The following is a 13,075-nucleotide window of genomic DNA, read 5'->3' on the forward strand; positions in this document are numbered from 1 at the left end:
GTAGTTTAATTGCTAATAACGTGAACCTGCAACCCTAATTGCAGGTTCACTATTGTTGTATTTAGTTACTATAGATTGAAAGTTAATACGGCTAATGGTCAGGAAATCAACCTTAAAAGTGTTGATCCTGAAGATATGGATGGTGTTTTAATGAAAATTGAAAAGTCATTTAACATCAGTTTAAACGATACATCAGTAAATGATGTTCAAAACTTTGGTAAACTTTGCGACGTTGTAGTTGAAAAAGTAAAAAAAACGAACGATGGCTGTACCACACAGCAGGCATTTTACAAACTCCGTAATGCCATCAATGCATCGGCAGGGCATGATAAGGATATCATAAAGCCCCAAACAAAACTGGCAGATATTTTTCCGCGCGATAGCCGTATCGAGGCTGTGGCAGCCATTGAAGAGGAGATGGGTTTCCAGATCAGCTTACTTCAGCCTAAGCAATGGATAGTTAACCTGTTTTCTATGATTTTGGTAGTTAGCTTCGTGCTTGCCTTCTATTATCTGGCTATAGGTATTGCTGGTATGGTAGTAGCCGGTATAGGCTTAAAACTGGCCGGCCGTTTTGGCAAAGAGATGCATGTAAAAACCATCGGCGACCTGGCCGAAAAAATTGCCCGTGAGCATTACATGAAATGTAAACGTGAAGCATCTGCAATAAACAAAAACGAGGTTTCAGAAAAATTAAGGCAGCTCATTGTAACAAATGCTTAATATTGGTCGTCAGGGTTAGTGTATCACACGTTAACTTTGACGATTAATTTTATCCTGCATTGAGAACTACTTCCATCCTGCTTTTTGCCCTGCTGGTATGTGGGGCAGTAAAAGTTCATGCCCAGGCCAAAAATGCCATCGGCTTGGGTTTAGCCTTAAATACCTCCCGCGAAAACAGTAATGGCTTCGGCGCCCTTTTACAGGGTGAAGTTAAAGTAGCAAATGCTGTAAGTATTACCCCATACATTGGCGGCGAAGTTACTTATAGCATACTGGCCGGACTTTCGGGCAGATATTATTTTAGCAAGGAGATTTATACATCGGCAGGGGCTTTCGGCCATCTTGATCCCGATTATTCGGGCTTCGGCGCTACGGCCGGCGTGGGCTTTATGCTGGTATCTGATCACCATCAAAGCTTAGACCTTAACCTTCATGGTGACTATATGAAAAAAGGAAACCAGCCAACACCTGTGGCCGGGGTAAGGCTTATTTACAGCTTTTCGTTTACCCGGCTTGAATAGCTTTATTGATCTATCATTAATCCCTTTACCTCAAAACTAATCTTCCGGCCGGAATTGGTGTTTACCTTATGCTGCTTTTTGCCGCTAACGGTATCTCCTGCCATATGTTGAAGATCGTCGGCAATAAATTGTTTGGCGGCTATCCCTGATATGATCACTGTACGGCCTGCAAGCTGCTTGGGCAGGTTAATGCCTGCATTGGTAAAATGAGCACCAATAACCCGGTTTTTGCCTGCGTCAAGTTCAAACCAGCCTCCCTTTTCTTTGATTACTTTAATCACTTTGCCGGTGATGGCGGTAGTGATCCTTGTTTTTTTACCCATAAAGGTTTCCAGCTTTGAGGCTTGCATCAAGGTTATGGTATCAGGCTTTTCGCCAAATACCATACCGTGTGGTAATGGCACATGTTTTTGTGCAATAGCTACATTAGCAATTAAGATAGATATGAGCAGCACTATTAGTTTCATGGTGCCTAAGTAACAACGCTGCGGTAAAAATGTTGATGCGTATTTGATTACTTTAAGGAGATATTACCTGTTTGTTTTTATGGTTTACGAGCTATAATAGGCCCATCGCCTGTAATAAGTATGTTAATATTTGTTAAAATGTTACTTTAAAGTACTTTGCTACGTATTGATGAGTTAATTTTGCTTACTTTACTACATAATAACTTTTAAACTAACTCGTGAAAAAGAGCTTTACTAAAACAATTTTATTTGCCGCATTTTTATTTGCCGTTGCTTTAGCAGGCACAAGCTGCAGTAAAAAAGACGCCACAGTTGTAAGTGTGCCAGATTTAACTACAATGGATGTGGTGACTGCCGAAACCGGAACAATAGCCTATACAGGTGGTTTATTCAACGGGACACAGGATGTGAGCCTGAGCAGTTACGGCGTTTGTTACAGCTCATCAAATCAAACTCCTACTACGGCCGACAAAAAAACCACGGATACCGTAATTCAGTACGCCTATACTACCAAAATTACCGGCCTGAGTCCAAAAACAACTTATTATGCCAGGGCTTACGCCGTAAACAGTGCAGGTACCGGTTATGGCAAGGTTGTTCAGTTTACCACCGGCGATGGTACAACATCAACAGGCGGTACAGTTAGTACGCTTGCAGGTAATGATGGGGCCGACTTTATTGACGGTTTGGGCAGTGCTGCTTTTTTTAACAGTCCGCAAGGGTTAACTGTAGGTGCCGACGGCAATATTTATGTGGCAGATTCATTTAACAGTGCCATACGCAAAGTTACCACGGCCGGAGATGTTACCACGCTTTCGGGCAATGGCACTATTGGTTATGTTGACGGGCCGGTAGCAACCGCGCAGTTTTACGCCCTGCAAGGTTTAGTTACCGATGCATCGGGCAATATCTATATAGCCGATTATGGCAACAACAACATTCGTAAAATAAGCGCGGATGGCGTTGTAAGTACTTTTGCAGGTAGTGGCGATGCCGGATATGCCGATGGTACCGGCACCAAGGCAACGTTTAACAGTCCGCGTGCTTTGGCAATTGACGGTTCGGGGAATATTTTTGTTGCCGATCTTGGTAATAACCTCATCCGTAAAATAACCCCTGCTGGTGTGGTTACCACGTTTGCAGGCAGCAGGGGCGCAAGCTACCTGGATAATGCTACTGCAACCAGCGCAACGTTTAACAAGCCTAACGGTATAGCTATTGATGCCAGTAACAACATATATGTTGCTGAAGCGCTTAATCATACAATCCGTAAAATAACCCCGGAGGGCGTAGTTACTACTTTTGCCGGTAGCAATAAACAAACTGCTCTTCTTGGCGGTCCTTCGGCTATTGCGTTTGATAAAAGCGCAAATCTTTTCATAGCCGATCAGAATGGCAGGATCCTGGAGATCACCAAGGATAAAGTATTAAAAGTAATTGCCGGTAACGGAACAAATGGTTTTGCGGAAGGCGTTGGTACCGCCGCTAAATTTAACTCGCCGCAGGGGATCACTGTTGATGCAGGCAATAATGTTTATGTGAGCGATTATTACAATAACCGCATCCGCAAGATTGTGTTGCAATAGGCGGTTAACTGCTTAGATATTTTCAGCGCCATAACAGCTTCCAGTTTTGGGAGATGTTATGGCGCTGATTTTTTATAGGGGTTTTATTTGGAGAAGGGTCACCGGGATTTTTAAAACTCCCCTCTGGAGAGAGGGTGCGAAGGACCGGTGTGATGGCAGGGGTGTGTTATGCGCTTAGGTCGAAGCGGAACACAGCCCTCCGCCCCTCTCAAGAGGGGATTCGCACAATCCCACGCTTTTGGACAGTCTGTCTTTCATGCATAGAATACAGGAATAGATTCAATATGTTTTTATGAAATCCTGCCACCTAATTTAGTCCCTAATCCTAATTCTTCTTAAAATCATACGCTCCCCGTTCCACAAAATCAGCCACTTTTACGCGTACACCTGTAACCTCTCCATTTTGTACAGTAAAGGGGAATACCGCTTTACCAAGGGTTGGATCAGAAAATGTTACATAAAAGCGGTTGCCACCAAGTGGTTTTAATAAAGCGTACATTTTGGGGTGATGTTCAAATCGCATTTCGAGGTTGTTGCCTTCGCCCTGGGTAACTTCCATGCGTCCATAAAAATCGTTGCTGTATTTGCCGGTGTATTTGTTGGGCAATAGCAAAGGTTTAGGGTTTAAGGCTACAGAATCTTTCAGCTTTTTATCTTCGGCCTGTTCGGTAGCGGTATTGGCCTTGTATTGTTTTAAATAACCCTCGCTGTAGTTGCGGAATGGCTGTTTAAAGTAAGCATCTAAAATATCCCAGCGCAGAGCCTCAAATAACTCGTTTTGATCGGTATTGGTTAATATAACGATGCCCAGGTTATCCTGCGGAGAAAGTGTTACAGACGAAAGGTAACCGTTTACCCCACCATCATGCATCACCAGCCTGTGGCCCGAGTAATCCTGTATAAACCAGCCTAAACCATAAAGCTCGAAATTGTTTTCGCCATTCATATGGTGAACGCTGCCCACAATATCCTGGGGCTGGCGTGTTGCCTGGATAGCTGCAGAGGGGATTACCTGGCGCTGGCCTACCTTACCATCGTTCAGCAAAGCAAGTACCCATTTGCTCATATCGTTTACCGACGAGCTGATAGATCCTGCCGGTGCGATCCCATCTATCTGGCAATAAGGGATAGGGGTGAGCCTGCCATCAACGATGGTATGCGGCACTGTACGGTTTATGGAAGTTGGCAGATCTTTGCTTAAAGCTAAGGTATTACCCATGCCAAGTGGAGCAAAAATGGCCTCTTTTATGTAAGCCTCCCATGAGTGGCCATTGGTTATTTTCGGAATGATCTCGCCGGCTGTTAAAAATGCAGCGTTGGTATAACCCCAGCGTGTGCGGAACGGATAGGTAGCTTTGAGTTTGCCCAAACGCTGAATTACCTCCTGGCGGGTAAGGTTGGTATTATAAAAAGTAAAATCGCCCTGGAAGGTTCGGAAGCCGAGGCGGTGGCAAAGGAGGTCGCGCACTATTACCTGGTCGCTTGCGTTTTTGTCTTCCAGTTTAAATTCCGGGATGTATTTGGTTACCTTGTCATCTAACGACAGTTTTTTGTTTGCCTCCAGCATGGCAAGCGCTGTTGCTGTGAAAGCCTTGGTGTTGCTGCCTATCATGAACAGTGTATTTTCATCAACCTTATTCATGAGCCCAAGCTCTTTAATGCCATAGCCTTTCATGAGCACCACCTTGTTATCTTTCACAATACAAACAGCTATGCCGGGTACGCGCCAATTGGTCAGGGCCTTGCTGATATAGAGGTCTAAACTATCTTTAATGAACTTGCTCCTGTCGGCCCGCTGGGCGTTAACTGATGTGAAAAATAACATGCAGGCAGCGAGCAATAGAGGTATTTTTTTCATTACAGAGGGCTTTAGATTTCTTTATTGTGCTAAATTAACGCAAAATTTACAGTGACGTTACTTAATAAATAAAAATAACGGCGCTCTATTAATTCAAACTAAATGTATATGAAATTTTACCGTTCGGGATTAATTTTCCTTACCGCACTACTGTTAATTATCCAGCAAAATACCGCCCATGCACAGCGTGCGGGTGTTAACTGGACAAAAGACGGCAACCAATATTACCGCATCACCGCCGGGCAGATCATCATGATCGACGCTCGTGATACCTCTAAGAAAACTGTTTTTATTACCCGGGACGCATTGACACCTGCAGGCAAAGCGCCCATCAGCGTTAAAAGGTTTACCGTGAGCGATGATAATAAAAAAGTACTCATCAACACCAATACCAAAAAGGTATGGCGTTACGATACCCGGGGCGATTATTGGGTTTATGACTCCAACACTAAAAAACTTTGGCAGCTGGGTAAAAACCTGCCCGAATCGTCATTGATGTTTGCCAAGTTTTCGCCGGATGGCAGCAAAGCTGCCTATGTAAGCGGGCATAATATTTACATGGAAGATTTAGCTGATGGTTCTGTTAAACAGTTAACTACCGATGGTGCCCAAAAGCTCATCAACGGTACTTTTGACTGGGCTTATGAAGAAGAGTTTGGTTGCAGGGATGGTTTCCGCTGGTCGCCGGACAGCAAATCAATTGCCTACTGGCAGTTAGATGCAAGCAAAACCAAGACGTACCTGATGATCAACAACACTGATTCTGTTTATCCATTTGTTGTGCCGGTTGAATACCCGGTTGCGGGCGAAAACCCAAGTTCATGCAAAGTTGGTGTGGTTAACACAACTACTGGTAAAACCACCTGGATTGATGTGCCTGGCGATGCCGTGCAGCATTACATCCCTAATATGGAATGGGCCGATAACTCAAACGAAGTTATTCTTGAGCAGTTAAACCGCGCACAAAATGAAAGCCGTGTATTTATCGGCAATGTATCAAACGGAACAACCCGCGCTATCCGCGAGGAACACAACGATTCATGGATTGATGTTAAAGCCCGTGTAGCCGGCGGCGATCCTGTAGGCTGGGGCTGGATTGAAAAAGGCAAAAGCTTTTTATGGCTGAGCGAAAAAGACGGATGGCGTCATTTATATAAAGTAACCCGCGAAGGTAAAGAAAGCCTCATTACCAAGGGTAACTATGATGTAATTGGTATTGATATGATTGACGAGGCTTTGGGCTATGTATATTTCATCGCATCGCCCGATAATGCAACTCAAAAATATCTGTACAAAATTAAATTAAGCGGTGGTAAGGAAGAGCGCGTTTCGCCTGCTGATGAGCCGGGAACGCATAGCTATGATATTTCGCCCAATGGTAAGGTAGCGCTGCACAATTTTAACAATAGCTATACCCGTCCGCAAAGCGAGGTAATTAGTCTGCCCGGGCATAAGCATATAGGCGGCACAGTTATAACCGTTGATAAGGATGCAAAAAACAAACCGGAGTTTTTTAAGATAAAAACTGTTGATGGCATTGAAATGGATGGCTGGATGATGAAACCAACCAATTTCGACCCGAATAAAAAATACCCTGTTGTGTTTACTGTTTACGGCGAACCAGCCTCACAAACTGTAACTGATACCTGGGGAACAGGCCGTAACAGGCTGTATGAAGGCAGTATGGCCGATGACGGGTATATTTACATGTCGGTTGAAGGTCGTGGCGCTCCTGCACCCAAAGGCGCTGCATGGCGCAAGGCTATTTATAAAAACATAGGTATCATTAATATCCGCGACCAGGCCATGGCTGCCAAAGAGATTATCAAATGGCCGTTTGTTGATTCAACCCGAATAGCGGTGCATGGCTGGAGTGGTGGTGGTTCATCAACTCTTAACCTGATGTTTCAGTATGGGGATATTTACAAAACCGGTATCGCAGTAGCAGCTGTTGGCTCACAGCTTACTTATGATAACATTTACCAGGAGCGTTACATGGGCGTACCTACTGATGAGGCTGGTCGCGCAGCATTTATTAAAGGCTCGCCGGTTACTTATGCAAAAAACCTGAAAGGTAACCTTCTTTACATACATGGCACGGGCGATGATAATGTGCATTACAAAAATGCCGAGTTGCTGATTGATGAGTTGGTAAAATATAACAGGCAGTTTCAACTGATGTCATACCCTAACCGTACGCATTCCATATCTGAAGGCGAAGGTACAACACAGCATTTGCGCACGTTGTTTACACAGTATCTGAAAGCTAAATGCCCTCCGGGAGGAAGATAGACATAATAACAGGCAAAGCCCTCATATAGATCATTATATGGGGGCTTTTGCTTTTACCCGGAAAAAGAATATGTTGTTGTATCATTATGCTTTTTTGAAGCGTAACCTTTGATATGAAACAGTTTACGAATCCTGCAAAAGTGTTAGGCTTATTAGCCATTGTTTTAGTAACGGTGTTTTGGGGCTGTCATAAAGAGACGGTAACAAACAGCGAATTAAATATATCAGGAAGATGGATTGTACCTGCTGCCTTCTCAAACCAGGGGACACAATATGAATATAATTTTAAGACAGATCATACATTTGAAGGCACCGTAACCAGTGTTGATTCGGTTTCCAAAAAGCTTATCGGAACAATATCAAAAAGAGTGGGAAAGTATAAGATCCAGAATTCGGTGCTGACTTTTTATGATATAACTGATTATCAAAACAAAAACAACGATTTTGGGCCGCTTTCTGAACTGGTTGCTATCAACAATATCATTGCAATAACCGCCAATTACAATATGATCCTGAATGCTGACGGGAATGTACTTACGCTAACATATATATGCGGGCCGGCCGAAGATTGTAGCGCGCCACAGGGGGTGAACTATTTTAAACAGTAACAGTTTTGGGGATAGTAAAGTAAAAATGCCGGTAGCGCTTGCTACTGGCATTTTTATTGGGGGTAGTAAAGTATCGGCAAATATTAATAATCCTCAGCATTTAAATGATCAATAAACGAATCCCCGTTTTTTGAGGGTAATTTTGACGGCTCAGTTTCAAAATCACTCTTGCGGCCAAGCATAGTAAAGTTTTCGGCCACAATCTCGGTGGTATACTTTTTAATACCCTCCTTATCCTCAAAAGATCGGGTACGCAACTTTCCTTCAATATAAACCAGCTTCCCCTTTGAAAGAAATCTGGCTGCAACTTCAGCGAGTCCGCGCCACATTACAATATTGTGCCACTCAGTTTGTTCAACCTTTTTACCGTCTTTATTAAAGGTTTCTGAAGTTGCTAAAGGGAAACTCGTTACAGACACCCCGCCTTCTAAATTCCTTACTTCAGGGTCTTTCCCCAAGTGGCCAACGAGTATTACTTTGTTTATTCCAGACATGCTATAAATTAACGCAAAATTCTTTTACAAATTAAAAATATTTTTTAATAATATAAAAATGATTTTCGGTAACGCTAATTCGTGCAGGTTTTGAACGCTGATTTTAACCCAGTTTTGATGCATTTTAAGAGGCTGTTTTTCAATTTTGATCAGCCTTACAAAAAGCCGCTGATGGGTAAGGATATGTTTATGAACCGGCGAAACTTCAATAACTTTTATACTATTTCCAAAAACAGCCGAAATCTCAGGTTGTTTCAATAATTCTTCTACAGTTAAAAGTGTATCTGTTTCAGTCATAGGCAAATCAAACATATTAGCCCAGATATCTTTATCGCCTCTTTTATTCATTAAAATGGTGTCACCTTCGGTTATCAGGAAATAATTGAAGAACCGTTCGCGCACCTTTACTGTTTTTAACTTAACCGGCAGGGTAGCTACTGCATTGGTTTTAAATGCCACACAACCTGCGCGAATAGGGCAAATGCCGCAGTTGGGATTTTTGGGTTTGCACAGCATCGCGCCAAACTCCATCATCGCCTGATTATGCAGTCCCGGAAATTTCTTATTAAGAAAATCATCGGCAACCTTTTGGAATGTTTTTTTACCACCGGTTGAGTTGATAGGTTCGTAAATACCCAGATACCTTGCCAACACCCGGTAAACATTGCCATCAACCACGGCTTTGGCTTCATTAGCAGCAAATGACGCAATAGCGGCGGCGGTATATTCGCCAATACCTTTAAGTTTTATCAATTCATCATAGCTATCCGGAAAGCGACCGCTATGGAGTTCCTGTACCAGTTGAGCAGTTTTGAGCATGTTACGTCCCCTTGAGTAATAACCCAATCCCTGCCACAGCTTCAGAATCTCGTCTTCATGGGCGGCGGCAAAGCTGCTTACATTGGGGTATTTTTCAAGGAAGCGATAAAAATATGGCATGCCTTGCTCTACCCTGGTTTGCTGGAGGATGATTTCGGACAGCCATATTACATAGGGATCGGTAGTATTTCGCCAGGGGAGGTCGCGTTTATTGTTTAAGTACCATTGTACCAGTTCGTCGGTAAAATTCATTGCTGTAAAAGTAATTAAGAAACAAGAAGGCAGGAAGAGTCAGGAGAGAAGAAATCAAGAGCCAAGAAATAAAGAATCAAGAGGTAGGAGGTTGGCGGGGGGAGAGCCAGAAAGTAAGAAACTGCGAGGGATTAAATTTTGAAAAAAAGGATAAACATGGGCTGCGTACCTGTGAAATGGTAAGCCTTCGCTACTGGCTTGAATCATAGATTTTCACACTTTTTTTCACACTTCTTTACATTTGTAAATTGAGATTTAAGTCGTGATTTATAAGCCTCTCATACTCAAAATTGTAACGAAAATGTAGGTTTTGCGCCATTGGCAAAAAAAAACGGATAAATATTTCGCTGTTAACGGATAAAGCAATACTTTTGCAACCCCAAAACAGTTAAGTATTTATAAAATAAAATTAAGTAAATAAGATATGACTAAGGCAGAAATTATAACTGAAATCTCATCAAAGACAGGTATAGAGAAAGTAGACGTGCAGGAAACTGTTGAGGCGTTTTTCAAAGTTGTTAAAAGCTCAATGGTTGGCGGCGAAAACGTATACGTAAGAGGATTCGGTAGTTTTGTGGTTAAAAAAAGAGCTAAAAAAACAGCACGTAACATTTCAAAAAATACTGCCATCATTATCCCTGAGCACTTCGTGCCAAGCTTTAAACCGGCCAAAACTTTTGTTGAGAAAGTAAAGTCAGGTAACAAAACCAGCAAAAAATAATTATAAGCCATCATGAATAAAAAGCAAATAGTCGTTAGCGCAGCCGTAGTTGTTATTATGGGCTATTTGTATTGGTTGCCCGTAAAAGGTTTAGTAAAGCCTAAAGACGATAAAAACAGCAAACCGGCTATGGCTGCCTCTGCAGGCACCGCTAAGCCGGCTGCTAATGTTACTGTTGATATGGTATCGGCCCCTGCCAAAGCAGCTATTGGGGATGCATTGGCGGCTAAGATAAACGACCTTGAAGCCCAGCTAAAAAAAGCATCAGACGCAGATGTGCCGGCTTTGCAAACGCAACTGGCTAAGCACTGGGACGATGTTAACCAACCTGCACCTGCAGCGTTTTACTATCAGGCATTAGCCCGTAAAAACAACAAGGTGCAAGACTGGATAAGTGCCGGTAACCGTTTCAATGATGCATATAAACTTACACAGGATACCTTATTTCAACCTGCGTTTGTAAATAATGCTGCCGAAGCATTTCAAAATGCTTTGAAATTACAACCCGAAAGCCTTGAAGGCAAAACCGGGTTGGGCATAGCTTACGTTAATGGCGCAGCGGGCCCTATGCAGGGAATTGCGCTGTTGCTTGAGGTTGTTAAAAAAGACCCGAAAAACTGGAATGCTAACCTTAACTTAGGTATGTTCGCCATGAAATCGGGTCAGTATGAAAAAGCAGTAGGCAGGTTTAAAACACTGCTTGCGCAAAAGCAGGAACTGGAACCTACTTTCTATTTAGCCGAAAGCTATAAGCAATTAGGTATGAAAAAGGAAGCTATTGATGCTTACCAGAAATGCAAAGAAATGATGCCTGACCCTGTATTTAGTCAGCGCATTGATGGATATATTAAGGAATTAAATAACTAACACACATTTAAAAATTATTATTATGCCGAGCGGTAAAAAACGTAAAAGACACAAAATGGCTACCCACAAACGTAAAAAACGTTTAAGAAAAAACAGACATAAAAAGAAATAAGCTGCTTTAACCAATGCAGATTTTACCTGCCCCAAACCGGGGTGGGTACTTTTTATTTATTAGTGTTTTTTTACCCACTTATTAACACACGGTTTTTACCGTTATAAGAAATGGAGTAGCAATTGATAAAAGAATTAATTATCGATTCATCCCCCAACGGGGCTACCATTGCATTATTACAGGATAAACAACTCGTAGAGCTTCACAAAGAACAGGTAAGCAACAACTATACAGTTGGCGATATTTACCTGGGCCGTATCAAAAAGATCATGCCCAGCCTAAATGCTGCCTTTGTTGACGTTGGCTATGAGAAGGATGCCTTTTTGCATTATCTTGATCTTGGTCCGCAGGTACAAAGCCTGCTTAAACTAACCAAGCAAGTACGTAGCGGGGGATATCAGTCAAAGCTACTGGATGGATTTAAGCTTGAGGCCGATATCAATAAGGGAGGAAAAATCTCCGAGATATTAACCAAGAACCAGCTTATACCGGTACAGATAGCCAAAGAACCCATATCAACTAAGGGGCCGCGCTTAAGTTCCGACCTGTCAATAGCAGGGCGGTATGTTGTTTTAGTACCCTTTTCGGAAGCAATTTCTATTTCGAAAAAGATAAAAAGCAACACCGAGCGCACACGGCTTCGTAAAGTAGTTGAAAGCATTAAGCCAAAGCATTTTGGCGTTATCATCCGTACAGTTTCCGAGGGTAAAGGGGTTGATGAGCTACAGAAGGACCTGCTTGACCTGATCTCGAAATGGGAACAGTTTATTACCAAGCTGCCGTCTGTTGAGCCTTCAAAAAAGGTATTGGGCGAAATTGGGCGTACATCAACTATCCTCAGGGATATTTTGAACCCCGATTTTCAGCACATCTATACCAACGACAACAGTATGTTCGAAGAAATTCGGTCATACGTTCATGAAATATCGCCAGATATGGAAAATATAGTTCGCCTACATAAGCACAAGGAACCTATATTTGACCATTTTGGTATTGAAAAGCAAATCAAAGGAGCGTTTGGAAAAACCGTTAACCTTGCCGGTGGTGCTTACCTGGTTATTGAGCATACTGAAGCCCTGCACGTTATTGACGTAAACAGCGGTAACCGTACAGCCAGTAAAGAAAACCAGGAAGAGAACGCTTACCAGGTAAACAAGGAAGCTGCCAAAGAAATTGCAAGGCAGTTACGCCTGCGCGATATGGGCGGTATTGTGGTGATCGATTTTATCGATATGCACAAACCTCAAAACCGTAAAGAGCTTTTTGATTTTCTGCGTGCCGAAATGCAGTACGACCGTGCGAAGCACACCATTTTGCCTCCAAGCAAATTTGGATTGGTGCAGATCACCCGTCAGCGTGTAAGGCCCGAAATGAACATTGTTACCAGCGAGGTTTGCCCAACCTGTAACGGAACCGGCACTATAAGGCCAACCATTTTGCTGATGGACGATATTGAAAACAATTTCAATTACATCCTTACCGAGCAAAACGAAAAAGGGATTACCCTGTGCGTACACCCATATATTGAAGCCTACATTAAAAAAGGCATCTATAACCGCCAAATGAAGTGGTTTATCAAATATGGTCAATGGATAAAAGTTAAAAGTAACCCATCGTACCAGATCACGGAATTCCATTTCTTCTCATCAAAAGACGAAGAAATTAAACTGTAAAACTTTCAGAAGTGCAACTGTTTGAAAATGGCACAAATTAAAGATCTTTAAAAGAGCAGGTGTTTGGATGAGCACTTGCTCT

12 protein-coding genes are annotated in these 13,075 nt (G+C 42.6%); 8 read left to right on the forward strand and 4 right to left on the reverse strand.

All coding sequences use genetic code 11. The annotated features are described in order from the left end of the window. The first annotated feature begins 75 nt into the window (after positions 1–75). Both BMX50_RS29860 and BMX50_RS29865 read left to right on the forward strand, forming a co-directional pair. Positions 76–723 carry a hypothetical protein gene (locus tag BMX50_RS29860; protein ID WP_091219901.1) on the forward strand — a complete coding sequence of 216 codons (648 nt, stop codon included), beginning with the start codon at positions 76–78 and terminating at the stop codon, positions 721–723. Positions 724–782: 59 nt separating this feature from the next. Beyond that, the gene (locus BMX50_RS29865) at positions 783–1,244 is read left to right on the forward strand and encodes a hypothetical protein (protein ID WP_091219903.1); all 462 of its coding nucleotides are present in this window, start codon (positions 783–785) and stop codon (positions 1,242–1,244) included. A 2-nt stretch (positions 1,245–1,246) separates the two neighbouring features. Here BMX50_RS29865 and BMX50_RS29870 read toward each other — a convergent pair whose 3' ends face one another. Then, the gene (locus tag BMX50_RS29870; protein ID WP_091219907.1) at positions 1,247–1,711 is read right to left on the reverse strand and encodes a DUF4920 domain-containing protein; all 465 of its coding nucleotides are present in this window, start codon (positions 1,709–1,711) and stop codon (positions 1,247–1,249) included. Between the two features lie 218 nt (positions 1,712–1,929). On the opposite strand from BMX50_RS29870, the gene BMX50_RS29875 reads away from it, so the two are divergent. Beyond that, on the forward strand, positions 1,930–3,297 hold the full coding sequence (locus BMX50_RS29875) for an NHL domain-containing protein (RefSeq protein WP_091219910.1): 1,368 nt from the start codon (positions 1,930–1,932) through the stop codon (positions 3,295–3,297). A 325-nt stretch (positions 3,298–3,622) separates the two neighbouring features. Here BMX50_RS29875 and BMX50_RS29880 read toward each other — a convergent pair whose 3' ends face one another. Then, a complete protein-coding gene (locus tag BMX50_RS29880) occupies positions 3,623–5,155 on the reverse strand; it encodes a serine hydrolase (RefSeq protein WP_091219914.1) in 1,533 nt (510 codons plus the stop codon). Between the two features lie 102 nt (positions 5,156–5,257). Between BMX50_RS29880 and BMX50_RS29885 the strand changes: the two genes are divergently transcribed. Continuing rightward, entirely contained in the window at positions 5,258–7,447 is a 2,190-nt protein-coding gene (locus tag BMX50_RS29885) for a S9 family peptidase (RefSeq protein ID WP_091219918.1), read from the forward strand. 113 nt (positions 7,448–7,560) lie between these two features. Next, positions 7,561–8,055: a hypothetical protein gene (locus tag BMX50_RS29890; RefSeq protein ID WP_091219920.1), complete on the forward strand. Its 495-nt coding sequence runs from the start codon at positions 7,561–7,563 to the stop codon at positions 8,053–8,055. Between the two features lie 83 nt (positions 8,056–8,138). Here the strand turns inward: BMX50_RS29890 and BMX50_RS29895 are convergent, their stop codons facing one another. Together BMX50_RS29895 and mutY are read right to left on the reverse strand one after the other, a co-directional pair. Further along, positions 8,139–8,549, reverse strand: a complete 411-nt coding sequence (locus BMX50_RS29895; protein ID WP_091219924.1) for a single-stranded DNA-binding protein — start codon at positions 8,547–8,549, stop codon at positions 8,139–8,141. A gap of 24 nt (positions 8,550–8,573) precedes the next feature. Beyond that, positions 8,574–9,620 (reverse strand): A/G-specific adenine glycosylase, encoded by a 1,047-nt coding sequence (gene mutY / locus BMX50_RS29900; protein WP_091219929.1) that lies wholly within the window; start codon positions 9,618–9,620, stop codon positions 8,574–8,576. Between the two features lie 424 nt (positions 9,621–10,044). Between mutY and BMX50_RS29905 the strand changes: the two genes are divergently transcribed. The 3 genes from BMX50_RS29905 to BMX50_RS29915 all read left to right on the forward strand — a co-directional run bounded on the left by BMX50_RS29905 (position 10,045) and on the right by BMX50_RS29915 (position 12,993). Further along, positions 10,045–10,341: an HU family DNA-binding protein gene (locus BMX50_RS29905; protein WP_090534644.1), complete on the forward strand. Its 297-nt coding sequence runs from the start codon at positions 10,045–10,047 to the stop codon at positions 10,339–10,341. A gap of 12 nt (positions 10,342–10,353) precedes the next feature. Continuing rightward, positions 10,354–11,208: a tetratricopeptide repeat protein gene (locus BMX50_RS29910; RefSeq protein WP_091219932.1), complete on the forward strand. Its 855-nt coding sequence runs from the start codon at positions 10,354–10,356 to the stop codon at positions 11,206–11,208. Between the two features lie 234 nt (positions 11,209–11,442). Next, positions 11,443–12,993 carry an Rne/Rng family ribonuclease gene (locus BMX50_RS29915; RefSeq protein ID WP_091219937.1) on the forward strand — a complete coding sequence of 517 codons (1,551 nt, stop codon included), beginning with the start codon at positions 11,443–11,445 and terminating at the stop codon, positions 12,991–12,993. Positions 12,994–13,075: the final 82 nt, after the last annotated feature.

The sequence above is a fragment of the Mucilaginibacter gossypiicola genome (assembly GCF_900110105.1).
In the GTDB taxonomy this organism is placed as follows: domain Bacteria; phylum Bacteroidota; class Bacteroidia; order Sphingobacteriales; family Sphingobacteriaceae; genus Mucilaginibacter; species Mucilaginibacter gossypiicola.